The organism is Pyxidicoccus xibeiensis (assembly GCF_024198175.1).
Taxonomy (GTDB): Bacteria; Myxococcota; Myxococcia; order Myxococcales; family Myxococcaceae; genus Myxococcus; species Myxococcus xibeiensis.
Genome location: NZ_JAJVKV010000009.1, coordinates 248,226 through 272,818 on the forward strand (window position 1 = coordinate 248,226; position 24,593 = coordinate 272,818).

Below are 24,593 nucleotides of genomic sequence, written 5' to 3' on the forward strand. Positions count from 1 at the left end.
GGGAGGGCCGGGAGCATGCATCCGCTGATGGTGCAGTACCGCGCGGTGGTGGTGAAGGAGGTGCGCCAGACGGCGCGCGACAAGCGCGTGATGGCGCTGCTCACCCTGGTGCCGCTCATCCAGCTCTTCGTGCTGGGCTTCGCGGTGAACTTCGACGTGCGCCACGTGCCCACGGCGGTGGTGGACCGGGACAACTCGGTGGAGAGCCGAGAGCATGCGCGCACGCTGCTGGCCGGCGACACGCTGGACCTGAAGGCGGAGCTGCGCGACGAGCGCGCCGCGGAGGCGCTGGTGGAACAGGGCCAGGCCTCCGTCGCGCTGGTCTTCCCCCCGGACTTCGAGGAGGACGTGCTGCGGGGCAGCGGCGCGCGGGTGCAGGCGCTGGTGGATGGCTCCGACCCGGTGCGCTCGGGCGTGGCGGCGGACGCGGTGGCGCGGCACGCGGCGCAGCGGGCCCTGCAGTCCCTCCAGGCCCAGGCCGGCGCCCGGGGCGAGACGCCGCCCCGCCCGCCGGTGGAGCTGGTGCCTCGCGTCCTCTACAACCCGGAGCTGTCCACGTCGGTGTACGTGGTGCCGGGCATCGCGGCGATGCTGCTGCTCATCGTCACCACCATCATCATGGCCATGGGCCTGGCCCGCGAGCGGGAGAGCGGCACGCTGGAGCAGCTCCAGGTGACGCCGCTGCGGCCCGGGGTGCTGATGGCGGGCAAGGTGACGCCCTTCGTGCTGGTGGGGCTGGTGGACGTGGGGCTGGCGCTGAGCGTGGGCGCGTGGGTGTTCGGCGTGCCGCTGCGCGGGAGCCTGGCGCTGGTGGCGCTGGCCACCCTGCTCTACGTGCTGTCCACGCTGGGCGTGGGGCTGCTCATCGCCACCATGAGCCGCACCCAGCAGCAGGCCTTCGTCGGAGGCTTCCTCTTCCTGCTGCCGGCGGTGCTGCTGTCGGGCGTGATGACGCCGGTGCGGGCCATGCCGGACTGGCTGGCCTGGGTCACCTGGCTCAACCCGGTCCGCTACTACGTGGAGGTGCTGCGCGGCGTGCTGCTCAAGAGCGCGGGCCTGATGGACTTGTGGCCCCAGTTGGCGCTGCTCGCGCTCTTCGGGTTCATGGTGATGTCGGTGGCCGCGCACCGCTTCCGGAAGACCACGGCCTGAGCGCCGTCGTGCCTCAGGCGTGGAGGCTCTCGTGGCGGGCGAGCATCTCCACGAACTGGGCGATGCGCCGGGCCCGCGTCTCCGCCTTCTTCGCGGTGTGGACCCGCCACAGGATGGCGTAGCGGTTGGCCGAGTTCAGCGTGGCGAAGTACGCGGCCGCGCGCGGGTTGGCATCCAGGGCCGCCTTGAGGTCGTCGGGGACGACCACCTTGCTCGGCGAGTCGTAGGCCGCATCCCAGCGCCCGTCCTGCTTCGCGCTCTCCACCACCGCGAGCCCCGGCGGCTGCATCTTCCCCGCGGCGATGAGCGCCGCCACCTTGTCGCGGTTGATCTTGGACCAGACGCTCCGGGCGCCGCGCGGCGTGAACTTCTGGAGCCACCACGCGTCGTCGAAGCTGCCCTTCTGCCCGTCGATCCACCCCCACGCCAGCGCCACGTCGAGCGCCTCAGGGTAGGTGACCGACGCGATGCCCGTCCCCTTCTTGCCCAGCTTCAGCCACACCCCTCGAGACGACGCGTGGTGCTTGGCGAGCCAGGTCTCCCAGGCCTTGGGACTCTCGAACGGCAGGATGGGGAGCTCGACGGCGGGCGCCTTCGCCACGGCGTTCTTCGCGGGGGCCTTCTTCACCACGGTCTTCTTCGCAGGGCTCATATCGATGGACCCGGAGCCTACTGCGGCGCGGGCTCGGCCGTCGTGGTTCCCGAACCCCCGCCCAGCTTCTGCTTCAGCGCCTCGAACCCCTTCCCGCCCACTTCCTTCGCGGCCTCGAGGCCCTTCCCGCCCGCCTGCTTCGCCACCTCCAGCGTGTCCCCTGCCCCGCGCGCCACGGTGTCCGCGGAGAGGCCACCCACGCCCTGCCGCACCCGGTCCATCCAGGCGATGGGCGCGTAGACCTGCTTCGCCCGCTCCGGGCCCAGCACGGTGGCGAGGAGCTTCTCCGGCCCGCCGGCCCGGGCGATGAGCGCCTGCCCCAGGATGACGGCGGCGCGGGCCTGCAGGAAGATGGGCAGCTCGTCACCGTGCTTGCGCATCTCCTCGGCGCTGGCCCTCACCTCCTGCTGCTCCTTCGCGTCGAGGTACGGGCTGGCGGCCAGCTTGTCGAGGTACTTCGCGGACTCCTCGTAGCGCTCGCGGCGGAAGTGGATGAAGGCCCAGCCCCACCACGTCAGCTCGTTCTCGATGCCCAGCTTCTCCAGCGACTGGAGGCCGCGCTCGATGTCGTCCTCCGCGGGCCGCTGGCGCTTGAGCGCCATGCGGTTCCAAGCGCGCAGGAAGTAGCCGCCCGCGAGCAGCGTCTCGCGGGACTGTGCGGGCGTGGTGCCCTTGTACCCGGGGAAGTCCTCCAGCGGCAGGGTCTCCGCCTCGGCGAGGAACGCGTTCAGCTCCTCCTCGGCGGCGTAGTGGTACTTCGCCTCGCAGAACCCCAGGCCCCGGCTGGCGCGCATGCCCACGCGCAGTGTGGGTGGCCACGAGGGCGTGGGCGTGGCGCGCGACAGCTCGTAGAACACCAGGTCGGTGGCCGGCACCCGGTTGCCCCGGTCCGCGTTGTCCAGGACGAGCCAGACGAGCGAGAGGAAGGCGTGCTCCTGCCCGGCGTCGTACCCCGGGAGGGGTGACGCCGTGCCAGGCATCCAGTGCTCCCACAGCAGTGGGAACTCGTCCTCGTCGCGCTTCTCCAGCGTCTTCTTCGCCTTGTAGAAGGCGACGCCCAGGTCCAGGTACGTCCTGGCCATCCGCCGTGCCTCCTCGTCGGTGACGGCCTTCTCCGGCAGGGCCTGCGTCTCGGCCACGGCCTTCCACAGGGTGGCGATCTCCTCGGGCGCGTTCGGCTGGCCCTGGGCGCGGACCGTCAGCTTGAGGGCGCGGTAGGGCACCAGCGCGTAGGAGTCGCGAAGCTTCTTGTCCATCTCCGCGCGCTCCTCGGCGGCCCGTTCGGCGTCCGACTTGCGGCAGCCCGCCAGCACGGAGAGGAGCACGAGGGAGAGCGCGGCGACGCGGGTGCGAGGTCTCCGCGACACAGGGGACATCCCGGAGGGCGCACGGGAGACAGGAACGTGATGAAGCATCTGGCCGGGACGCTACCACGAGGCCCCTCCCCGCTCCTCGCCGGGCCAGGAGACTCACGGGGGCGGCGTGCCTTCCCGAAGCAGGAGGACCGTCGGGAGGCGGCCCGCTCCGCGACGGTGGCGCGAGGCGCCCGGCCTCCGCAGCCGCGCGAGTCCGTCACCGTGCACACCCTTGAGAGGGTCCTACGCCGTAGGAGGTGGTGGATGACGCACGCTGAATTCCTGTCCCGGGTCGCCGAGCGCGCGGGACTGGCGGACGCCGAGGACGCGGCACGGACGGTCCGGGCCGTGCTGGAGGTGGTCGGCGAGCGGCTCGGCAGACGGGAGCTCCAGGCCCTTGCCGAGGACCTGCCCACTCCGTTGGGGGCCCTGCTCAGGGACGGGACGCACGGCCAGGACTTCGACCTCGCGGAGCTTTACGCCCGGGTGGCGCGCCGAGAGCACGTCCGGCCGGGCTTCGCGGTGGAGCACACCGGCATCGTCTGCCAGGTGCTGGCAGAGGCCCTGTCCGACGGCGCCCTGCACCAGCTCCGGGAAGCCCTGCCCGAGCCGCTCGCCGCCCTCTTCATGCCCCGTGCGCACCGGGAGCGGTTCGAGTACGTCCACCTGGATCCGGTCCACCACCACACACTCGCCGAGGGCCAGCCGGGAAGTCAGCACCCGGTGTCACGAGCCCGGGCCGAGCGGGCACATACGCACTCGGTGGCGCGGTCCGACGAACCGCACGCGGACACCCGGCTGTCCAGCGCCTCGGGGCTCACGCAGGAGCGGGAGCGCGAGACGCTGGCAACCGCACATCCCGGCGCCCGGCTCACGCAGGGCGAAGACGACGGCTAGCCGCCCCCACGTCCCACGCTGGCCCTGCTTGCTCCGCCGGGCCGGCAGCATGCCCCCGGGGCCCAGGCATTCCGGCCTCACTGTGCCCAACATGAAAGAGGACGGGGGCAATACCTTCACGCCCCCGGGGAGAAGGGACTTGGTCGGAGTGTCGTCAGAAACCGGCTCGTACGTGAACGGCGGCCATGACGAATCGCCCGGTCAGCCGGACGGTCGGCTGTGCTCTTCGCTCGTCGAGCTCCAGCAGACCATCAGCGGCAGGCGCCGGATGGACGCCCTGCGGCGCACGGCCCTGCTCGACACGCCGGCCGAGGAGTCGTTCGACCGGCTGACCCGGCTCACGACGCGCTGTCTCCACGTCCCGGTGGCCCTGGTGACGCTGGTGGACCGGGACAGGCAGTTCTTCAAGAGCTGCGTGGGCCTGCCCACTCCCTGGGGTGACGCCCGGCAGACGCCCCTCACGTACTCCTTCTGCGTCCATGTGGTGGCCACCGGGAAGCCGCTCATCATCGAGGATGCGCGCCAGCACCCGGTACTGAAGACGAACCTCGCGGTGGACCAACTCGGCGTGGTGGCCTACGCCGGCTTCCCGCTGAAGACGGCCACTGGAGATCTGCTGGGCACCCTGTGCGCCATCGACCGGCAGCCTCGGAAGTGGGCGGAAGACGACCTGGCCATCCTGGAGGACCTGGCGGCCTCGGTGATGACGGAGATCGAGCTGCGCGCCAATCGCGACCTGGAAGTCCAGGCCCGGGCGCTGGCAGCCGCGCGGGCCGAGGCGGAGGCCGCGCGCCAGCGCTTCGCCCTCCTGGCGGAGCTCAGCGGTGCGCTCGCCGAGCAGACCGACATCTCCCGGGCCATCACCCTGGCCGTGCGCCTCTCGGTGCCACTGGTCGCGGACGGGTGCTGCCTCGACCTGCTCCAGGCGGACGGAAGGCTGCAGCGCGAGGCGGTGGCCCACCTGGACGCGCACGAGGAGCAGCGCCTGTGGAGCCAGTCCGAGCCCTCCGGCATCCTCGGCTCCGGACCGGAGGGCGCGGCGGTGACGGGACATCTCCGCCTCAATGACCCGACGGGGTCCTCCATCCGGCTGCCGCTGCTGGGCCGGGGCAAGGTGCTGGGAGCCATCGGCTTCACCACGGTGTCGCCGCGCCGCTTCGGGGACACCGAGGTGGAGCTCGCGCGGGACGTGGCCCGGCGGCTCTCGCTGGCCATCGACAACGCCCGGATGCACCAGGACCTGGTGGAGGCCATCCGCGCCAGGGACCGGTTCCTCTCCGTCGCCTCGCACGAGCTGCGCACGCCATTGACGACGCTGCGCCTCCAGTCCCAGAGCCTGCACCGCAGCACGCTCGGCAACCCCGAGTGCGTCAACCCGCAGCTCAAGTCCAAGGTGGAGGTCATTGCCCGGCAGGTGGAGCGGCTGGGGCACCTGGTGGACGAGCTGCTGGACATCGCCCGCGTGCGAGAGGGACGCCTGGCCTTCCACCCGGAGGACCTGGACCTGTCGGAGGTGGTGCGCGACGTGGCGGTGCGCTTCCGTGAGGAGCTGACACGCAGCGGCAGCACCCTGGTGATGCGCTGCGAGGGCAGCGTCCGCGGCCAGTGGGACCGGCTGAGGCTGGAGCAGGTCGTCACCAACCTCCTGTCCAACGCCATCAAGTACGGGCAGGGCCGGCCCATCACCCTGTTGGTGACCCAGGACGAGCACACCGCGAAGCTCATCGTCCGGGACGAGGGCATCGGCATCGCGGAGCAGGACCAGGCGCGCATCTTCGAGCGATTCGAGCGCGCCGTGTCCGAGAAGCACTACGGCGGCCTGGGTCTGGGGCTGTGGATCGTCCGGGAGATCCTCGGCGGCATGGGCGGCACCATCTCCGTGTACAGCCAGCCGGGGATGGGCTCCACGTTCACCGTGGAGCTGTCCAGGCCCGACGCGCCAGAGGCAGGACCCGTCCTGCATTGATGACAGGGTTGCGCGAAGCGCCGTGCATGACCGGACTGCACGGCGCAGCGCCCATTGAAGGACTACGGAGCGAGGAACCACCCGGAGACGACGTTGGTCTCGCAGAGAGCGGCGTAGTCAGGCCCCCGGATGATGATGTACCGCTGATAGTAGCCTTCGAGGCCGGGGTAGTTGCCGACCTGGTAGGAGAACGTGAGCTGGTCGTAGGAATCCGAGCCGTTCGCGTCCACCACGCCATTCCTCGTTCCATACAGGTAGGCCCGCGAGCCCGCGGGGAAGGGACCTGTCGTCACGAACCCGAAGGTCGCCGTGCCACCACTGGGGACGGTGTCGCTGGAGAGCCACGCCGAGCACGAGCAGCCCACTCCATTGTCGACGGCGCCATCGCAGTTGTTGTCCACCGTGTCGCACAGCTCGGCGGCTCCAGGCCTCACGCTGGCGTTGCTGTCGTTGCAGTCGTCGGACGTGTAGGAGTACCCCGGCGGCGGCGTGCATCCGAAGGGAGCGGGGCTGATGGTGAACCTATCCCCGTAGCCATCCCTGTCATTGTCCTGGGAGAAGGCCCGAGGCAGCGTGGGGTTGGCATCGTTGCAGTCGTCAGAGCTGGACACGTAGCCGGCCGGTGCTGAACACGCCAGGGTGCTGACCGCGGCATCACCGCGCCCGTCCCCATCTGCATCCCGGTACCAGGTGCTGAGGGGCACTCCCTCGTCGACGGAGCCGTTGCAGTTGTCATCCACGTTGTTGCACACCTCGGTGGCACCGGGCTTCACGCTGGCGTTGGTGTCGTTGCAGTCGTTGGAGTTGGACACGTAGCCTGACGGCTGCCCGCAGGCCTGGGTGCTCACCGCTGCATCGCCGTGCCCATCCCCATCCGCGTCACGGTACCAGTTGGACGAGGCCGAGCCGTCATCCGTCTGGCCATTGCAGTCGTTGTCCAGGCCATCGCAGACCTCCGTGGCACCGGGGTTGACCGAGGGGTCGAAGTCATCGCAGTCCAGGCCATTCTCCACGTACTCGGGGGATGGAGCCTCGCAAGCCTCCTCGGCGGGAAGCAGGTCGGCGCCATAGCCGTCGCCCTCGAGGTCGTAGAAGTAGATGTTGAGCAACTGCGTCTGCGTCTTCGTGAGCCGGTGGGTCAGCGTGCCGTCGCCCAGCTGCCCCGAGGAGTTCTGACCCCAGGCCCAGAAGGGGCAGCCGGGGCGCAGCGCCAGGGCATGGAAGAGTCCTCCGGAGAGCGCCTGCGCATCACTCACGCCGAGCACCCACACAGGGAGGGTGCGCTGGGTCGTCGACCCGTCGCCGAGCTGGCCTACGTTGTTCTGTCCCCAGCTCCAGGCCGCCCCGGTGGAGTCGATGGCCAGCGAGAAGTTGCCGCCCACCGCGATGGCGCTCACCTCCCCCGTCAGGCCCACCGCCACGGGCGCGTGCGCCGAGGTGGTCGTCCCGTTGCCAAGCTGGCCATTGGCGTTGTGGCCCCACGCCACCACGCTCTTGTTGGAGAGCAACGCCAGGGAGTGGTTGCCTCCGGCGGCAATGGCGGTGGCGCCGTGCGCCAGGCTCACCAGGTACGGCGAGAGCTGGTGGATGCTCGACGACGCGCTCCCATTGCCGATCTGTCCATTGTTGTTGTAGCCCCACGTCCACACGCGGCCATCCGCCCCCAGCGCCATCGAGTGATACCACCCCGCCGAAACGGCGGCGATGCTGACCGGGAGGCTGAGGCGGACCGGCGTCAGCCGGGAGCTCGTCGTTCCATCGCCGAGCTGGCCATAGGCGTTCTGTCCCCACGAGTAGACGCTGCCATCCGCGGCAATGGCCAGCGAGTGGGCCAGGCCTCCAGCAATGGCCACGGCGCCTCCCGGAACGGACACGGACACGGGGCTCAGACGGTGGGTCTTTGTTCCATCACCCAGCTGGCCCGCGTTGTTCTGGCCCCAGGCCCAGATTGTGCCATCCACCCCGAGCGCGAGTGAGTGGTTCTCTCCCGCGGCGATCGCCTGGATGGCGGGAAGGCCCGTCACGCGGACCGGGACGTTGCTGAGGGTCTGCGTCCCGTTTCCGAGCTGCCCACTCGAGTTATGACCCCACGCCCACACCGAGCCGTCCGTGCGCAGGGCCAGCGAGTGGGAGCTACCGGCGGAGATGGCCTTCGTCACGGTGCTGCTGGTGACGAGCGCGGCGGACAGGGCCCCTTCGCCGTTCGCCTCGGCGCGCGCCGCTTCCCCCGTGCGTGCCGGGAGCCCGCTCTCGAGCATGGCTCCTTCAGGGCCACTTCCCCCACAACCCGTCACCCCCAGGCCCCAGAGCACCGCACACACAATCCACGTCGCCTTCGACGACTGCTTCCGCATTGCACACTCCCATGCCTCGAAGAAATCGCGGCGCACCCTATATGCCCTTCACCGTCCGTGAGAACGGTTTTCAATGAGTCTTGCAGGCATACTTCAGGTGCAACCGACTTACATCACGGCGCACGGCGCCCAGGGGAAGCCATGAATCGCGTGAAGAGAGGTCTGGCCATCGTCGCAGTCCTGTCCGGCGGAGCGAGCCGGGCCCAGGAGTTCCGCGAGGACTTCAACACGATGACGATCCAGAACGGCGTGGAGTTCAGCGGGATGATCAGCTGCGGCGCCAACCCCAATGGCCCCGACCCGGAAGACGTCTCGATGTCCGTGCCCGGCTCGGACACCTGGAACTTCTTCTCCAGCAGCGTCTACCCGCTGACGTGGCGGGGGACCGGGGCAACGCAGGCGTGGGCGGTGGGCAACGGCGTGCTCTACACCCATGCGCGGCGCGGCCCCTCGGATGATGGCCATGCCTTCATCAGCCGGCGCACGTTCGACAAGAGCCGCTATCTCACGGCGACGGTGAAGATGGCGCCCGACCACTGCCAGGACACGGAGCAGGGGTGCTTCATGGGCGTGACGCTGATTGCCTCCGAGACCGACTACCGGGAGATTGCCTTCGACTCCACGGGAGAGCTCGATGCCCTGGGCCGTCAGCTCTACGCGGTGGGGCGCTGGGCCCCCTGCGACTACCAGCTCTTCCGCGACGCCAACGGCAACGTCATGAAGGTCCCCGGAGGCGTCCTGTACGACCTGCGGCTGGACTACCTCGGGCCCGAGGGCGGTGGCTGGCGCTACTTCGTGAACGGGGTGGAGATGCGGATGCCGAACGTCGGCGGCGTGCCTCGCTACGGTGAGCCGGGAGACTTCCTCAACGCCAGCCTCAAGTCCGACCCGCATATCGGCTTCTACTGGGCCGCGAAGCAGCTCGGGAAGTACTTCGAGGGCCGAATGGACGACCTGGTCGTCCATGAGCTGGTGAAGGTGCAGCCCTTCGCGGCGTCCGCGCAGAGCAGCTACGCCGGCACGCCGCCCTCGAGCGCCATCGACGGCAACACGGGCACCCAGTGGAACGCGGGAGCGGGAGCGTCACGGTGGCTCGAGCTGGACCTCGGCAGCCCCACCGTCGTGAAGAAGCTCCGCCTGCTCACCTCGCAATCTCCCGCCGGGCAGACGACGCACCGGGTCTATGTCGGCAACATCCCGGCCCCGACGGCGCTCGTGTCGACGCTGGAGGGCGTGACTTCCGACAGCGTGTGGCTGGAGGTCGACCTGCTGGGCCGCGGCATCTCCGGGCGGTACATCCGCATCGAGACCGTCACCAGCCCGGGCTGGGTCGCCTGGCGTGAGCTCGAGGTCTATCGCTAGCCGCTTTTTGTGTTCAGCCCCGAGCGCCTGCCACGCCGTAGCCGCTCGGGGCCCCGATGGTGCTGCACTCCGACGCGTTGTCGACGAAGTCCACCACCTGGACCGAGTAGCTGCTCGCAGGGATGCCCGACAGATCAATCGGCATGTAGCAGTACGACTCCGAGCCGACGCGCGACTCCGCCACCGGCCTGCCCTCGCAGCGCTCGCCGACGTAGACGTAGACGGAGTCGTTGACCTCGGAGGTGACCTCCAGGAGCGGCCCCTCCGGCGAGTACTCGCTGGACACCCACTTCAGCACCGGCCGGGGCGGCGCGTGGAAGTCCACGCGGAACCTGTCCTTCCCGACGCGGACGTTGTTGCCCTCCCGTCCCTCGCTGACCCGCCCGTCCTCATCCGCGACCGCGATGAGGTGGTAGGTCGCATCCGCGACCTCCGGCCTGGCCACCAGCATGCTCACGTCCTCGCAACCACCCGCCCGCACGAAGAGCGGAAGGGTCGTGGCCACCGGCTTGTCGAACGACTCGAAGCTGTCGCTGTGGGAGAAATAGAAGGACACCTCGGCGCTGCCAGCGGTGTCGCCCCGGTTGCAGAGCAGCGCCCGCAGCGGCCCTCTCGCCCTCGGTGACAGCTCGGCGGGGCCCTCCACGGTGGCGAACTCGAAGTCCGGCCGGCCCGGGATGAGCTCCTCAGTCTCTGAAGCGCCGGGCGCTTCCGGAGGGGGCGCTTCAGCACAACCCACGAGGGCGCCTGCGAGCGCACCCAGCAACCACCGACCCTGCTTCATGGGAGGACTGCCTTCCGAGGTGAGGAACTCCCGGCCGCGCCCCGTGTCCTTCTCCCCTCCCGCCCCGCGGACCTGACAGCGGTCTGGACGCGGAGCCGGCGTGTGTATTCACCCCTCCTCCGTGAAGGTGAAGGTCAGGCCCGCTCACCCTCGTAGGAGACGCGGAACCCACGGTGGGTGACGGTGAGGCGGGGCTTGCCGATCCAGCCGCAGTGCTTGCAGACGCCGTTCGGCCCGGCGGCGGACACGCGCACCGGCAGGTCCGCCGCACACACGGGGCACCCCTCGGGGATCATGAAGTCACGCTGAGTGGTCTGCACTTCGGTCATGTACTTGAGTTAACGCGGCTTGGACGCCGCGCAACCCGCCGCGGCCCGGAGTGTCCACCGCGCGCCTGCGAGACCGCGCAGCCCGGCCGGCTACTCTCCAACCGGCCGGGTACGGAACCGCTCAGCGCGCGGGCGCGGCGTGGGCGGGCAGGGACTCCCGGGTGGCCGCGGCCGGGGACGTCGTGTGCGCACGGAACAGCGGAGCGAATGCGGCGCGGTGGGTCCATGCGAGGTAGAGCCCCATCGCGATGAGGGCAATCGGCATGGGGTACGCAGGAGCGAGCACGAAGTGGAACCCGGCGATGACCACGACGATGGGCGCCAGCAGGATGAGCGCCAGCGGGACGAACCGGTTCGACAGCAGCGCGATGCCGGCGGCGATCTCGATGACCTTGATGATGGGCATCACGAAGCCGCTCGCCATCAGCCCCATGAAGAACGTCTGGGCCGCCTGGCCTTCGGGGGGAGGCATGGGCGGCAGGAAGTTGAAGAAGTAGTTGAGGCCGAAGACGAAGAAGATCAGCCCCATCACGACTCGAGCGACGTGGGGGGCAAACCTGGTCAGGAAGGACATGTGAACGCTCCGGTGAAAGTCACACGGCCAACCTAACGGCGTGCCTCAGGCAGCACTAGAGCGTCCGCGGACAACGCATTATTGTCCCTGGAGCAATGGACCTGAACCGCATCGCCACCTTCATCCGCGTCGTCGAGGCCGGCACCTTCACGGCCGCGGCGACGCGCCTCAAGCTCCCCACCTCCTCCGTGAGCCGCAGCGTCGCGAAGCTCGAAGAGGAGCTCGGCATCGTGCTGCTGGAGCGCACCACGCGGCGCGTCTCCCTCACCGAGTCCGGGCGAGCCTACTACGAGCGGGCCCGCGAGGCCGTCGCCGGGCTCGACGAGGCGACGCTGCTGGCGGGCGAGGCCGCGAAGGACCCCAGCGGCGTCGTGCACCTCGCGGCGCCGCCGGAGCTGACGGGCAAGCTCGCCACCGTGCTCGGCGGCTTCGTGCGCAGCCACCCGAAGATTCACGTGGACATCATCACCACGGCGCGAGGCGCGGAGCTGCTGGGGGGCGAGGTCGACCTGGCCATCGTCTCCGGTCCGCTCGAGGACTCGTCGCTCATCGTCCGCAAGCTGGGCATGAGCGTGAACCGGCTGTTCGCGTCGACCGCCTACCTGGAGCAGCGCGGACACCCGCGCTCGGTCTCCGACCTGGCGCGCCACGACGCGGTGCTGTACCGGGGAAGCGCCGGTCAGGCGATATGGGAGCTCACCGGCCCGCGAGGCCCGGAGACGGTCAAGGTCAAGGGCGCGCTGAGCGGCGACAGCCACCAGTTCATCTTCGATGCCATCGCCGGAGGCCATGGCATCGGCCTGCTGCCCGAGCAGTATCTCTCGCGCCTGTACACCTGCGCCGCGTCGCTGGTGAACGTCCTCCCGAAGGTCTCCGCCATCGGGGCCGTGCAGTCCCTCGTGTACCCGTCCCGGCACCTGCCCAAGCGCGTGACGCTGCTGCGCGACTTCCTGGCGCAGCAGCTGCTGTCGTGTCAGCGGGCCGGGGAGATGTGACGCTCAGGCCGCCTCGAGCAGCCGCAGGAAGGCGCGGGCCGCGTCCTTGTCCTTGATGCCGGTGATGCCCTCGTCGAGCTGGAGCTCCGTCTGCACGATGCCGGGCACGCGCGTCTGGCCGAAGCCGTTGGCCACCCAGACCTTGTCCTCGCGGGCGATGCGGTCTCGCTTCTGGCTCAGCGCGCCCGGGTCGCCCCGGAGGAAGACGTGGAACATGTTCGTCTGCACGGGGCGCGGCAGCACGGTGAGGCGGGTGTCCGCCGCGAGCAGCTCCGTCACGGCCTTCGTCCGCTTCACGTACTCCGGGATGCGGGCCAGCACCTCGTCCAGCCGCATGGCCGCGGACGCCACGTATGGGTACAGCTGGAACACGTTGCCACCGTGCCGGTGCCGCCAGGTGCGCGCGGTGCGGATGAAGTCCTTCCCGCCCACCACCATGGCCCCGCCGAGCGCGCCCACCATCTTGTAGAAGGACACGTAGACGGAGTCGAAGCCCTTGCAGATGTCCGCGTACGAGCGGCCGTAGAAGGGCTGGCACTCCCACAGTCGGGCTCCGTCCATGTGCAGCTTCACGCCCTTCTCGCGGCAGGTGCGCTTGAGGTCTTCGAGCTGTTCCCACGTCTGGAGCTGGCCCCCCAGCCACCGCACCGGCAGCTCCACGCTGACGGAGCCCAGGGGCTCGCGCGCCTCGGCCACGTCGCTGGCCAGCACCGGCCGCGTCCACGGGGAGATGGTGACGTCGCTCAGCCCGTGGAGGATGCGGTGCGCGTCGTTCTCGTGCAGCACGTGGTGCGAGGAGGGGTGCAACCCCACCGTGCGGTGTCCGCCCGCGTCCGCGTACATCCGCAGGACGATGAGCTGGCCCATGGTGCCGGTGGGCATGAAGCAGCCGTCCTCGAAGCCGAGCAGGCCCGCGATGCGCTTCTCGAAGGACTGGACGAGGTCGCCATTCCCGTAGATGTCCCCCGACATTCCCTGGCGCTGCATCCACTGGCCGATGCGGACCAGCTCACCGCCCGCGTCGGCGGGGGAGCCCGGCGCCAGCGCGGCGCGGCACTCGCGGCGCAGCTGCTCGTACTGCGCACGGGTGGGCTGGCCCGCGGCTGGAGGGGGCGCGGGGGTGGCGGCCACCGCCGTGCCTCGCAGGAGCGTGGAGCCTGACAACAATCCCGTGAGGGCGAGGAACTCTCCCCGGCTGAGCTGGCGTGGATTCATGGTGGTGTGTCCTTCCGGGTGAGGTCGCGGTCCGGCGGAAGAACCTACCGCGCGTGACACCGTGCGTCTTTGCCCATCACGCGCCGGTCCTGTCTCACATCCACCTCCGTGAGCGCCGCGCGGAAAGCACATCGTCCGCCGCGAACATGAATGTGATGTCATATTCAGGCGCATGCGCATCACGATCATCACGTTCGGTACGCAAGGCGATGTCCGTCCCATGGTGGCGCTCGCCGAGGGCCTGGCCCGTGCGGGACACACCCCGGTCCTCGTGGCCGACCCGGAGTTCGCGCCGCTCACGGTGGGGCGCGGCATCGAGTTCCGGCCCCTGTCGGGAGACATCCGCTCGAGCACCGCCAGCGAGGAGCTGAAGGCCCTCTTCACGCGCGGCAGCAACCCGGCGGAGCTCTCGCGGATGATGGCCCGCCTCGCCGTCCAGCACTCGGAATCGTGGGCGGCGCAGTTCCTCGAGGCTGCCCGGGGCAGCGACGGCATCATCGCGATTGGGATGGGCTTCTTCATCGGCCTGTCCATCGCGGAGAAGCTGGGCATCCCGGCCATCGGCGCGGGGCTGCAGCCCGTCTCGCCGACGGTCCGCTTCCCTCCCCCGCTCATTCCACCGCCCCGGCGTCCCCTGCCTGGCATCGTCAACCGCTCGCTTCACATCGCGATGCGTCAGCTCGTCTGGCTGAACTTCCGCCGCATGGTCAACCAGGCCCGGCGCAAGGTGCTGGGGCTGGGGCCCTGGTCGCTCGTGCACCCGGGCCAGGTCATGGTGGAGCGGCGCTGGCCGGTCATCTACGGCTTCTCCCCCGTGGTGGTGCCGCCGCCGGAGGACTGGCCCGATGTCATCAAGGTCACCAGCTTCTGGTTCCTGGACGAGGGCCGCGCGTGGGATCCACCGGCCGGGCTGCGAGACTTCCTCGGCGCCGGGCCGCCGCCCGTGTACGTCGGCTTCGGCAGCATGGGGGGCTTCGATGCCGCGGAGACGACGCGGCTCGTCCTCCAGGCGCTGAAGGGCCGGCGCGCGGTGCTGGCGGCGGGCTGGGGCGGGCTCGACCGGAGCGCGCTGCCCGACACCGTGCACTTCGTGGACTCGGCACCGCACGACTGGCTCTTCCCGAGGATGTCGGCCGTCGTGCACCACGGCGGCGCCGGCACGACGGGCGCGGCGCTCCGGGCGGGCGTGCCCATGGTGACGGTGCCCTTCCTGGGAGACCAACCTTTCTGGGGCTGGCGCATGGAGATGCTCGGCGTGGCGCCGCCTCCCATTCCGCGCAAGCAGCTCACGGCGCAGAACCTGGCGGCGGCGCTGGCGGCCACGGACAAACCGGGCCCGCGCACCCGGGCCGAGCAGCTCGGCGGCCTCATCCGCGCCGAGGACGGTGTGGGCCAGGCGGTGCGCGTCATCGAGGGCGCGCTGCGATGACGGCCCCACGAATGGCACCGGGCCCGAAGGGCCACTGGTTCTGGGGCAGCCTGCGAGAGCGGCGGAAGGAGTCGCTCCACTTCCTGCTCCGGATGCACCGCGAGTACGGCCCCGTGGCGCAGTGGCGCATGGGGCCCGTCAACCGGGTGATGTCGCTGGTGGACCCGGAGCATGTGCGGCACGTCCTGGTGGAGCAGGTGGGCCGCTACACCAAGGGCCTGGGCGCGGAGCGGCTGAGCCCGATGCTCGGCAACGGCCTGCTGACCAGTGATGGCGACTTCTGGAAGCGGCAGCGCCGGCTGGCGCAGCCCGCCTTCCACCGGGAGCGACTGGTGCCCCTGGTGCAGGTGATGGAGGAGGAAGGCCGGCGCATGCTGGAGCGCTGGCAGGCGCGACCGGACACCTCCGCCCCCGTGGACCTGGCCGAGGAGATGGCACGCGCCACGGTGTCCATCGCCAGCCGGGCGCTGTTCTCCACCCAGGTGATTGGCGAGGCGAACCGCGTCCTGCCGGCGTTGACGGTGGCGCAGCAGGAGGTAAACGGTCGGGTCCTCTCGCTGTTGCCGTTGCCCCTCTCGATTCCCTCTCCCGGCAACCTGGCCTTCAAGCGGGCGCGCGCGACGCTCGACTCCGTCATCTTCGACATCATCGCCAGGCGCCGGAGCGGCGAGACGACGGGACAGGACCTGCTCGCGATGCTGATGGAGGCCCGCGACGCCGACACGGGCGAGAGCATGACGGACGCGCAGCTGCGTGACGAGCTGATGACGCTCTTCATCGCTGGCTATGAGACGACCGCCAACGCCCTGTCGTGGACCTGGACGTTGCTCGCCCGGCACCCCGAGGTGGAGGAGCGCGCGCGGGCGGAGGTGGCCCAGGTGCTCGGCGAGCGGGTGCCCGGGGCGGAGGACGTCCCCCGGCTGCGCTACCTCTCCCAGGTGCTGGAGGAGAGCATGCGCCTGCACCCACCGGCCTGGGTGCTGGTGCGGCAGGCGCGAGAGGACGACGTGGTGGACGGCATCCGCATCCCGGCCGACCCGCGCCTCGTCGTCGCCATCTCCCCGTGGGTCATCCACCGCCAGCCGGAGCTCTGGCCGGAGCCGGAGCGGTTCGACCCGGACCGCTTCTCGCCGGAGCGCGCGGCGGGACGGCCGCGCATGGCCTACCTGCCCTTCGGAGCCGGGCAGCGCCTCTGCATCGGCACCCACTTCGCGATGATGGAGATGGTGCTCATCCTCGCGCAGGTGCTCCGCCGGTACCGCCTCAGGCGGGTGCCCGGCTGGACGCCGGTGGAGGAGCCCCTGGTGGCGCTGCGTCCCAGGGGCGGCGTGCCCATGTACCTGGACCCCCTCCCCGCCTGACGCCTCAGGTGTCGATGGCCGCCCGCAGCCGCTCCTCGAAGCGGCCCAGCAGGGACTCGGCCCGGGGCTGGCCGAGGTTCTGCCGGTCATACACGGTGTGGATGCGCAGCCCGCCGTAGGTGCCGATGGACATCACCAGCGCCTGGCTGGGCGTGGGCGCTCCCAGGAAGCCCATGTGCCGCAGCGTCAGCCTCCGTCCGGGCTCCAGCGCGGGCAGGCGGCCGACGTTGGTGATGACGCTGTTCCAGGGGAAGCGCCGCATCCCCTCCAGAATCGCGGCGCCGTGCTCGCGCGTCAGGCCCGGAGGCGTCTGCGTGTAGACCAGCTCATGCAGCAGGTGGGCATTGCCAAGGTCGATCTGCTCCCGGACGTCCCGGGTGAAGGTGCGGGCAAGCTCCCAGAACTCCGAGCTGTCACTCATGCGGATGCGGCTGACCACGCCCGACAGCCGCAGGCCGACATCCTCGGAGCTGCTGGGGCTGCGGCGGCTGGCCCGCAGGTCCACCGGTGAGGCCAGGGACATCACCACCGAGCGGCCCGGCGTCAGGAACTCCGTGTGCAGTGCGCCCAGGTACGCCGCACCCAGGGCGCCGTGGACCGTCGCGCCGTGCCTCCGGCACGTCTGGAGCAGCGCGTTCGTCTGCGCGGAGGACAGCTCCAGCTCGTGGTGGCCGTTCTCGCGAGTCAGGCTCGTCCGCTCGCACAGCCCCGGTACCAGGTTGCCCGGCGCCAGCGTCTGCGCGCGGGCGCGGATGTCCGCGACCACCGTCGCGAAGTGATGGGCCTTGTCCGGCGCGCCGAACGCCTCCGGCCGGTAGAACGACTCCTGCGCCGGCGGCGGTGCGCTGGGCGCTGGCGCGAGGCCCTGGTCCAGGAAGGGGACCAGCTCGTTCAGCAGCTTCGCGCCCGTGCGGCCATCACCGATGGAGTGATGGAACGTCAGCCCGACCCAGCTCCGTGCGCCGTCGGTGGCGAGGTGCGCGCGGAACAGGGGCTCGCTGTCGCTGGCGAAGGTCCTGTCCAGCTCTCTCATCCAGTGAGAGCGAAGGGCTTCCGGGGCGACTTGCGTCAGCTCCGGTGGGACGGCCTCCACCTCCTGGAAGCACGGACGGCCGAGCGACACGTCCTCGACGATGCGAGCCCGGAGCAGCGGATGGGCCTGCACGAGCGCGGCGAGCCCCCGGGCCAGCTCCTCCTGGGTGACGACACCGTCGAGCTCCACGTAGGCGATGAAGTTGCCGCAGATGATGCGGTCGAGCTGCCAGAAGAGGCTCTCCGCCAGTCCCAGCGGACGCCGCCAGGCGGGGGACGGCTTCGGGCTCGGTGCGGGTACGGTCGCGACGTTCATGGGAGCACCTTCGCGCCTGGACTGCGTGCCGCGGCGCGCAACGCGATGGCATATGAATGATGATTCAGTTTTCAGTATACCTGCTTCGCGCATTTCCGGAATGACGAGGTAGGCATGAGCACGGATCAACCCCTGGAGCAGGAAGCCGTCGCCATCATCGGCATGTCCTGCCGCTTCCCTGGCGCGAGCACGGTGGAGCAGTTCTGGCGCAACCTGAGGGAGGGCGTGGAGTCCATCACCTTCTTCGAGGACACCGAGCTCGACCGCGCGATGGTCGACCCGGCGGAGCTCGGCGACCCGAAGTACGTCAAGGCGCGGGGCCTCGTCGAAGGCCTCGAGCACTTCGACGCGCGCTTCTTCGGCTTCTCACCGCGCGAGGCCGAGCTGACCGACCCGCAGCAGCGCGTCTTCCTGGAGTGCGCGTGGGAGGCGTTCGAGCGGGCGGGCTACGAGCCCTCCACCTTCCCGGGCCCCGTCGGCGTCTTCGCGGGAGCGGGAGCGAACGGCTACCTCCTCCACCACCTCGCACCCGCCGGGCGGCTGGTGGGCACGGCGAGCGCGTTCCAGACCATCCTCCACAACAAGAACGACCACCTCGCCACGCGGGTCTCCTACAAGCTGGACCTCAAGGGGCCGAGCATCTCCGTGCAGACGGCGTGCTCCACGTCACTGGTCGCGGTGGTGATGGCCAGCCAGTCGCTGCTCAGCCACCAGTGCGACCTGGCGCTGGCGGGCGGCGTCTCGCTCCCCCTGCCCCAGCGGACCGGCTACCTCTACAACGAGCGGGGTATCGGCTCGCCGGATGGGCACTGTCGCGCCTTCGACGCGAAGGCCCAGGGCACCGTGCCCGGCGCCGGAGCGGGCGCGGTGCTCCTCAAGCGGCTGTCGGACGCGCTGGCCGACGGAGACACCATCCACGCCGTCATCCGGGGCGGTGCCCTCAACAACGATGGCGCGTCCAAGGTCGGCTACACCGCGCCGGGGGTGGAGGGGCAGGAGGACGTCATCGCCATGGCGCAGGCGCTGGCCGGGGTGTCACCCGAGAGCATCTCCTATGTCGAGGCACACGGGACGGGGACTCCCATCGGAGACCCCATCGAGGTCCGGGCGCTCACCCAGGCGTTCCGCCGTGACACCGCGCGCACGGGGTTCTGCGCGCTCGGCTCCGTGAAGACGAACCTGGGGCACCTGGACACCGCGGCCGGCATCGCCGGGCTCATCAAGACCACGCTGGCACTGGAGCACCGGCAGCTCCCGCCGAGCCTGCACTTCGAGACGCCCAACCCGGAGATCGACTTCGCCGGCAGTCCCTTCTTCGTCAACGCCCGCCTGCGCGATTGGGACTCCGCCACGCCCCGGCGCGCGGGGGTGAGCGCCTTCGGCCTGGGCGGCACCAACGCGCACGTCGTGCTGGAGGAGGCACCGAAGCGAGCCCCGTCCGGCCCGTCGCGCCCGTTCCAGCTCCTCATGCTGTCGGCCCGCTCTGACGCGGCGCTGGAGGCGATGACGACGCGGCTCGCGGAGCACCTGAAGGCGCACCCCACCCTGCCCCTCGCGGACGTGGCGTACACGCTGGCGGTGGGCCGGCGGACCTTCGACCACCGCCGGTTCGTGGTGTGCCGGGACACGGAGGATGCGGCGGGCACACTCGCAACGCTGCACCCGGAGCGCGTCCTCTCCCGCGTGCAGGAGTCCACCCAGCGCTCGCTGGTGTTCCTCTTCCCCGGCCAGGGCTCGCAGCACCCCGGCATGGCGGCGGAGCTCCATGCCACCGAGCCCGTCTTCCGGGAGCAACTGGACCGGTGCCTCGAAGCCCTGCGGCGGCGGCATGACCTGGACCTGGGGCCGTGGCTCTTCCCTGCCGACAGGGACGACGCCCACGCTGCGGCGCGGCTGGAGCAGACGGCCCTCACCCAGCCGGCCCTCTTCGTCATCGAGTACGCGCTGGCGCGGCTCCTCCAGCACTGGGGCCTCCAGCCCGGAGCGATGCTCGGGCACAGCGTCGGAGAGCTGGTCGCGGCCTGCCTCGCGGGAGTGTTCTCGCTGGACGACGCGCTGGACCTGGTGGCGCTGCGAGGCCGGCTGCTCCAGGCCTGTCCGCCCGGGGCCATGCTCTCCGTGCAGCTCCCCGAGAAGGAGCTCCGCCCCTTGCTGTCGCCGGAGGTGGAGCTCGCCGCCATCAACGGTCCGTCTTCGTGTGTGGCGGCGGGCTCCACGGAGGCCATCACCGCGCTGGAGCGCCGGCTCGTGGAAGCCTCCGTCCCCTGTCGCCGGCTGCGCACGTCGCACGCCTTCCACTGCGCGCGGGTGGAGTCCGCGGTGGCGCCGTTCCGCGAGGCGGTGTCGCGGGTGCAGCGCCATGCGCCGAAGCTCCGCTTCCTGTCCTGCGTGACGGGCACGTGGATTACGCCGGAGCAGGCCACGAGCCCCGACTACTGGGCGCAGCACCTGCGCCAACCGGTGCGCTTCGCCGACGGACTGGACGTCCTCCTCCAGGAGCCGGATGCCGTCCTGCTGGAGGTAGGCCCGGGCCGCGCGCTGCGCACGCTGGCGCGGTGGCACCCCCGGAAGCAGCCGGGGCAGACCGTGCTGCCCTGCCTCCCAGCCGCCGAGGAGCGCACGTCGGACGTGGAGCACCTGCTGCGCACCGTCGGCCAGCTCTGGCTGCGGGGCGTGGATGCGCCGGGGCTCTTCGTGGGACAGCAGCGCCACCGCCAGCCCCTGCCCACGTACCCCTTCGAGCGACAGCGCCACTGGGTGGAGCCTCGCGCCGCCGCGCTCACCCCGGGGACGAAGCCGGGCTCGCTGGAGAAGCAGGCGGACCTCGCGGGCTGGTTCTACCTGCCGGTGTGGAAGGAGTCGGTCCCCTCGCTGGCGACGGCCTCCGCGCCGCGCACGCCCTGGCTGCTCCTGCTCGATGAGGCCGGGCTCGGTGCACGGCTGGCCGAGCGGCTGCGACAGGCGGGCGGCGACGTGGTCGAAGCACGGCGGGCGCGGACCTTCCGCCGCACGGGAGCACACACCTTCGAGGTGCCGCCCACGCGCGAGGGCTACGCCGCCCTGCTCTCGGAGCTGCACACCGAGGCGCGCTCGCCGGAGCGAGTCATCCACATGTTCGGCCTCACGCCTGAACCCACGGGCCCCTCCGAGGACGTGGTCGCGCGCTCCTTCTACAGCCTGCTCTTCCTGGCCCAGGCGCTCGGAAGCCAGGGGCTGGAGCGGCCGGTCCGGCTGGTGACCGTGTCCAACGGCATGCAGGAGGTCGCCGGTGGAGACCTGCTCTGGCCCGAGCAGGCCACGGTCCTGGGGCCGGTCCGCGTCATTCCCCGCGAGTACCCCAGCCTGCACTGCCGCAGCGTGGACGTGGCACTGCCCGCCGCCAACAGCCCGCACCTCGAGCGGCTGGCGGAGCTGCTCGCCGCGGACGTCGCTTCCGACGCGCAGGAGCCCGTGACGGCCTACCGCGCGGGCCGGCGCTGGGTGCAGGGCTTCGACACGGTCCGGCTCGAAGCCGGTGCCACGCTGCCCCTGCGCGAGCGCGGCACCGTGCTCATCACCGGTGGCTTCGGAGGGCTCGCGCTCGCGATTGCCGAGGGCTTCGCGGAGAAGTCGCGCGCCCGGCTCGTGCTCACCACGCGCACCGCGCTCCCGCCGCGCGAGCAGTGGCCACGGCTGCTGGAGCAGCACGAAGGAAGCGACGAGGTCCGCCGGAGGCTTCGCGCCGTCCTTCGCCTGGAGGAGCGTGGCGCGGAGGTCCTGGTGTGCCAGGCGGACGTGACGGACCTGGACGCGATGCGCGGCGTGGTGGCCATGGCACGCGAGCGCTTCGGCGAGCTCCACGGCGTCATCCACGCCGCGGGCGTCCCGGGTGGCGGCCTCATCCAGCTCAAGGCGCCGGAAGCGGCGGCGGCGGTCCTCGCGCCCAAGGTCCAGGGCACGCAAGTCCTCCTGGCCGCGCTGGAGGGAAGCCGCCCCGACTTCGTCGTGGCCTGCTCCTCGCTGTCCTCCGTCGTCGGCCGGCTGGGACAGGTGGACTACACGGCGGGCAACGCGTTCCTGGACGCGGCCATGCGCGCCTTCCACGCCCGCACCGGCATCCACGCGGTGGCGGTGAACTGGGGCGCCTGGGAGGAGGTCGGCATGGCGGCGCGCAAGGACGCCGCCGAAGCGCACCCCGTCCGCTTGCTGGAGCATCCCCTCCTCCACCGCTGCCTGGAGGACACGCCGGAGCGGCTGGTCTTCGCCTCGGACATCGGCGACGCCCGCTCACGCTGGGTGGTGGACGAGCACCGCATCCTCGGCACCCCCACCGTCCCCGGCGTGGCCTGGTTCGAGCTGGTGCGCGCGGCGCTCGCCGGACGCGCCGAGGGCCGCACCCTGGAGCTGGTCGACACCTTCTTCCTCTTCCCGCTGCGCGTGCCCGACGGAGAGACGCGCGAGGCCCGGGTAGTCATCGAGCAGGAGCCCGACGGCTATCGCTGGGTGGTGCGCTCCCAGCCTGCGGATGGCACGGGCAAGGCCACGGCCCACGCGACGGGCCGCGCGCGGTTCCTCGCGCCCGAGGCGCCGCGCACGCTGGACCTGGACTCGCTCCGCAGCCGGTGCACGGGCACGCCCGACTCGCTCGAAGCCGAGTACGAGGAGGACCTGGGGCCCCGGTGGCGCAGCGTCCGCCAGCTCCACCTGGGCAAGGGTGAGCTGCTGGTCGTGCTGGAGCTGCAGCCGGAGTTCAGCTCCGACTTGGAGCACATGCGCTTCCACCCGTCGCTCATGGACCGGACGTCTGGCATGGCGAAGAGCTTCCTCGCCGAGCGCGGCTATTACCTGCCGTTCGGCTACGGGCGGCTGCGCTTCCTGGCGCCCCTGCCCCGCCGCATCTACGCGCATGCGCGGTTCCTGGAGAACGCGGGCTCCGATGGCGAGACGCGCGCGTTCGACGTCACCCTGGCGGATGAGTCGGGCCGCGTGCTCGCCGAGGTGGAGCGGCTGACGCAGAAGCGGGTGAACGACCCCGCCGCCGAGCTCCGCGCACTGGCCGCCGCGGCGAAGACCGAAGCACAGACCGCGTCCGAGTCCTCCCGCAGCGCGAGTGAGGAGATTCGCCCGAGCGAGGGCGTGGCCGCGCTCGAAAGGCTGCTGTCGGCCCGGGTGATGCCGCAGGTGGTGGTCTCGGTGAGGGACCTCCAGGCCACGCAGGAGCACACCGACGAGGTCGTCCGCGAGCGCATCGCCGAGGCGGCCGCGGGGCTGCGCACGGGAGACTCGCTCCAGCCCCGCCCCGACCTCAAGAAGGGCTACGTGGCGCCGCGCACCGAGCTGGAGCAGAAGCTCGCCGCGTCCTGGCAGGAGGTGCTCGGCATCGAGCGCATCGGCGTCCACGACGACTTCTTCGAGCTCGGGGGAGACTCCGTCCAGGCCATCCAGATCATGGCGCGAGGAAGCCGGCTGGGACTCCAGCTCAACCCGGAGCAGTTCTTCCAGACGTCGACCATCGCGGAGCTGGCCCGGGTGCTGGAGGGGATGCTGACCCGGCAGGCCGAGCAGGGCCCCGTGGTGGGCCCCGTCCCGCTCACGCCCGAGCAGCGACGCCTCCTGGAGGGGCCGCCCGAGCTCACCGCACGCGCCAGCCGGGTGCTGGCCATCGACCTTCCCGGGACACCGGACCCGGCGCGCGTGGCCCGGGTGCTCGACGGACTGCTCACCCGTCACGACGCGCTCCGCCACCGCTTCACGTTGGACGCCGCGGGCTGGCGTCAGGAGAGCGCACCTCCGGGTGGAGCCGTGCCATTGAGGGAGCTGGACCTCGACGCGCACCTTCCGGCCGGACCCGCGGATTCAAAGCGTGCCGCCGAGGAGCAGGCCCGGGCCATGCTGGACCCGCTCCATGGCCCCATGCTGGCGGCGGTCCTCCTCCGGGGTCCGGGCGAGAGCAGCCGGCTGCTGCTGGCCGGGCATGAGCTGGTCGTCGACGGGACGTCCTGGCGCATCCTGGCCGAGGACGTGAGGGAGGGCCTGACCTCGGACGGCGCCGGTACGGCCGTGGCCCGCGCGAAGACCTGGTCCTTCCAGCGATGGGCGGAGCACCGCGCCGGAAGCGCGCCGCCGTTCACCGAAGCCACGCCACCGTCGCACCCGGCCAGGGAGTCGGTGCAGGAGCGCCTGGCCTCACTGCCCCCGGAGGAGACGCGAGTCCTCCAGCAGAAGCTGGCGAGCGCCTGGCGCGCGGACCTGGGAGAGGCCCTGCTCGTGGGGTTCGCGAGGGCGCTCGGGGCGTGGACGGAGGGGCGCGTGCTGCACCTCGACTTCACGCGGGATGGGCGTGCCGCGTTCGAGGGGCTCGACTGCTCCCGCACCGTGGGCTGCTTCGACCTCCGCCAGCCGCTCCGCCTCGAGCTGCCCGAAGGCTCCGACGAGGCGACGCTCCTCCGGGTCATCAAGGAGGAGGTCCGTGGGCTCTCCACGCCCACGTCGCGACCGGAGCGCAACGAGATGGGGCTCCGGTTCCTGGGAGGAAGCAACGAGGTGCCGGAGGCGCTGTCGGGCCGGGGCCTGCCCGGAGGCTGCCTGCTGGAGCTCGAGGGCTTCATGGCCGGCGGGCGGCTCCAGGTCCGGTGCACCCATGAAGGCACCGCGCTGCCCGCGCCCGTTCCCGAGCGGCTCATGACGGAGGTGCTCGGTGCGCTGCGCGCGCTGTGCGCTGGCGACCAGGAGACGCGCGAGGCCATCTCCCCGACGGACTTCCCGCTCGCGGGCCTGGATGACTCGCAGATGGATGTCCTCTCCCAGCTCATCGACCAGGTCGATCAGGCGAACGACTGAC

The 24,593-nt window shown here is 71.0% G+C and carries 16 protein-coding genes; 8 read left to right on the top strand and 8 right to left on the bottom strand.

Annotated elements, in window-relative coordinates:
- The first annotated feature begins 15 nt into the window (after nt 1–15).
- Nucleotides 16–1,152 (top strand): ABC transporter permease, encoded by a 1,137-nt coding sequence (locus tag LXT23_RS33725; protein WP_253984495.1) that lies wholly within the window; start codon nt 16–18, stop codon nt 1,150–1,152.
- A gap of 13 nt (nt 1,153–1,165) precedes the next feature.
- On the opposite strand, the gene LXT23_RS33730 is transcribed toward LXT23_RS33725, so the two are convergent.
- Together LXT23_RS33730 and LXT23_RS33735 are read right to left on the bottom strand one after the other, a co-directional pair.
- A complete protein-coding gene (locus LXT23_RS33730; protein ID WP_253984496.1) occupies nt 1,166–1,804 on the bottom strand; it encodes a YdeI/OmpD-associated family protein in 639 nt (212 codons plus the stop codon).
- Between the two features lie 17 nt (nt 1,805–1,821).
- Nucleotides 1,822–3,180 carry a hypothetical protein gene (locus LXT23_RS33735; protein ID WP_253984497.1) on the bottom strand — a complete coding sequence of 453 codons (1,359 nt, stop codon included), beginning with the start codon at nt 3,178–3,180 and terminating at the stop codon, nt 1,822–1,824.
- Between the two features lie 243 nt (nt 3,181–3,423).
- Between LXT23_RS33735 and LXT23_RS33740 the strand changes: the two genes are divergently transcribed.
- Complete coding sequence (locus LXT23_RS33740; protein WP_253984498.1) at nt 3,424–4,056, top strand: DUF2267 domain-containing protein; 633 nt, start codon at nt 3,424–3,426, stop codon at nt 4,054–4,056.
- 148 nt (nt 4,057–4,204) lie between these two features.
- Entirely contained in the window at nt 4,205–6,022 is a 1,818-nt protein-coding gene (locus tag LXT23_RS33745; RefSeq protein ID WP_253984499.1) for a GAF domain-containing sensor histidine kinase, read from the top strand.
- A gap of 62 nt (nt 6,023–6,084) precedes the next feature.
- On the opposite strand, the gene LXT23_RS33750 is transcribed toward LXT23_RS33745, so the two are convergent.
- Nucleotides 6,085–8,376: an RCC1 domain-containing protein gene (locus tag LXT23_RS33750; protein ID WP_253984500.1), complete on the bottom strand. Its 2,292-nt coding sequence runs from the start codon at nt 8,374–8,376 to the stop codon at nt 6,085–6,087.
- Nucleotides 8,377–8,517: 141 nt separating this feature from the next.
- Between LXT23_RS33750 and LXT23_RS33755 the strand changes: the two genes are divergently transcribed.
- Nucleotides 8,518–9,738, top strand: a complete 1,221-nt coding sequence (locus LXT23_RS33755; protein ID WP_253984501.1) for a discoidin domain-containing protein — start codon at nt 8,518–8,520, stop codon at nt 9,736–9,738.
- 13 nt (nt 9,739–9,751) lie between these two features.
- Here LXT23_RS33755 and LXT23_RS33760 read toward each other — a convergent pair whose 3' ends face one another.
- The 3 genes from LXT23_RS33760 to LXT23_RS33770 all read right to left on the bottom strand — a co-directional run bounded on the left by LXT23_RS33760 (nt 9,752) and on the right by LXT23_RS33770 (nt 11,425).
- The gene (locus tag LXT23_RS33760; protein WP_253984502.1) at nt 9,752–10,522 is read right to left on the bottom strand and encodes a CARDB domain-containing protein; all 771 of its coding nucleotides are present in this window, start codon (nt 10,520–10,522) and stop codon (nt 9,752–9,754) included.
- A gap of 134 nt (nt 10,523–10,656) precedes the next feature.
- Nucleotides 10,657–10,851, bottom strand: a complete 195-nt coding sequence (locus LXT23_RS33765; protein ID WP_253984503.1) for a hypothetical protein — start codon at nt 10,849–10,851, stop codon at nt 10,657–10,659.
- Between the two features lie 121 nt (nt 10,852–10,972).
- Nucleotides 10,973–11,425: a DoxX family membrane protein gene (locus tag LXT23_RS33770; RefSeq protein WP_253984504.1), complete on the bottom strand. Its 453-nt coding sequence runs from the start codon at nt 11,423–11,425 to the stop codon at nt 10,973–10,975.
- A gap of 95 nt (nt 11,426–11,520) precedes the next feature.
- Between LXT23_RS33770 and LXT23_RS33775 the strand changes: the two genes are divergently transcribed.
- Nucleotides 11,521–12,420 (top strand): LysR family transcriptional regulator, encoded by a 900-nt coding sequence (locus LXT23_RS33775; protein ID WP_253984505.1) that lies wholly within the window; start codon nt 11,521–11,523, stop codon nt 12,418–12,420.
- 3 nt (nt 12,421–12,423) lie between these two features.
- Here LXT23_RS33775 and LXT23_RS33780 read toward each other — a convergent pair whose 3' ends face one another.
- Entirely contained in the window at nt 12,424–13,635 is a 1,212-nt protein-coding gene (locus LXT23_RS33780) for a threonine aldolase family protein (protein WP_253984506.1), read from the bottom strand.
- A gap of 172 nt (nt 13,636–13,807) precedes the next feature.
- Here LXT23_RS33780 and LXT23_RS33785 point away from each other — a divergent pair, with 172 nt between their 5' ends.
- Nucleotides 13,808–15,064: a glycosyltransferase gene (locus tag LXT23_RS33785; RefSeq protein WP_253984507.1), complete on the top strand. Its 1,257-nt coding sequence runs from the start codon at nt 13,808–13,810 to the stop codon at nt 15,062–15,064.
- Nucleotides 15,061–16,425 carry a cytochrome P450 gene (locus LXT23_RS33790; protein ID WP_253984508.1) on the top strand — a complete coding sequence of 455 codons (1,365 nt, stop codon included), beginning with the start codon at nt 15,061–15,063 and terminating at the stop codon, nt 16,423–16,425. The genes LXT23_RS33785 and LXT23_RS33790 overlap by 4 nt, the downstream gene beginning before the upstream one ends.
- Before the next feature lie 4 nt (nt 16,426–16,429).
- Here LXT23_RS33790 and LXT23_RS33795 read toward each other — a convergent pair whose 3' ends face one another.
- A complete protein-coding gene (locus tag LXT23_RS33795) occupies nt 16,430–17,773 on the bottom strand; it encodes a phthiocerol/phthiodiolone dimycocerosyl transferase family protein (protein WP_253984509.1) in 1,344 nt (447 codons plus the stop codon).
- Nucleotides 17,774–17,887: 114 nt separating this feature from the next.
- Between LXT23_RS33795 and LXT23_RS33800 the strand changes: the two genes are divergently transcribed.
- Nucleotides 17,888–24,592, top strand: a complete 6,705-nt coding sequence (locus LXT23_RS33800; protein WP_253984510.1) for a type I polyketide synthase — start codon at nt 17,888–17,890, stop codon at nt 24,590–24,592.
- The last annotated feature ends 1 nt before the right edge of the window (nt 24,593 follow it).

What these genes read in the sequence shown, in the direction of transcription:
- LXT23_RS33725 (WP_253984495.1), top strand. Translation starts at nt 16, where the DNA reads ATGCATCCGCTGATGGTGCAGTACCGCGCGGTGGTGGTGAAGGAGGTG.
- LXT23_RS33730 (WP_253984496.1), bottom strand. Translation starts at nt 1,804, where the DNA reads ATGAGCCCTGCGAAGAAGACCGTGGTGAAGAAGGCCCCCGCGAAGAAC.
- LXT23_RS33735 (WP_253984497.1), bottom strand. Translation starts at nt 3,180, where the DNA reads ATGTCCCCTGTGTCGCGGAGACCTCGCACCCGCGTCGCCGCGCTCTCC.
- LXT23_RS33740 (WP_253984498.1), top strand. Translation starts at nt 3,424, where the DNA reads ATGACGCACGCTGAATTCCTGTCCCGGGTCGCCGAGCGCGCGGGACTG.
- LXT23_RS33750 (WP_253984500.1), bottom strand. Translation starts at nt 8,376, where the DNA reads ATGCGGAAGCAGTCGTCGAAGGCGACGTGGATTGTGTGTGCGGTGCTC.
- LXT23_RS33755 (WP_253984501.1), top strand. Translation starts at nt 8,518, where the DNA reads ATGAATCGCGTGAAGAGAGGTCTGGCCATCGTCGCAGTCCTGTCCGGC.
- LXT23_RS33760 (WP_253984502.1), bottom strand. Translation starts at nt 10,522, where the DNA reads ATGAAGCAGGGTCGGTGGTTGCTGGGTGCGCTCGCAGGCGCCCTCGTG.
- LXT23_RS33765 (WP_253984503.1), bottom strand. Translation starts at nt 10,851, where the DNA reads ATGACCGAAGTGCAGACCACTCAGCGTGACTTCATGATCCCCGAGGGG.
- LXT23_RS33770 (WP_253984504.1), bottom strand. Translation starts at nt 11,425, where the DNA reads ATGTCCTTCCTGACCAGGTTTGCCCCCCACGTCGCTCGAGTCGTGATG.
- LXT23_RS33775 (WP_253984505.1), top strand. Translation starts at nt 11,521, where the DNA reads ATGGACCTGAACCGCATCGCCACCTTCATCCGCGTCGTCGAGGCCGGC.
- LXT23_RS33780 (WP_253984506.1), bottom strand. Translation starts at nt 13,635, where the DNA reads ATGAATCCACGCCAGCTCAGCCGGGGAGAGTTCCTCGCCCTCACGGGA.
- LXT23_RS33785 (WP_253984507.1), top strand. Translation starts at nt 13,808, where the DNA reads ATGCGCATCACGATCATCACGTTCGGTACGCAAGGCGATGTCCGTCCC.
- LXT23_RS33790 (WP_253984508.1), top strand. Translation starts at nt 15,061, where the DNA reads ATGACGGCCCCACGAATGGCACCGGGCCCGAAGGGCCACTGGTTCTGG.
- LXT23_RS33795 (WP_253984509.1), bottom strand. Translation starts at nt 17,773, where the DNA reads ATGAACGTCGCGACCGTACCCGCACCGAGCCCGAAGCCGTCCCCCGCC.
- LXT23_RS33800 (WP_253984510.1), top strand. Translation starts at nt 17,888, where the DNA reads ATGAGCACGGATCAACCCCTGGAGCAGGAAGCCGTCGCCATCATCGGC.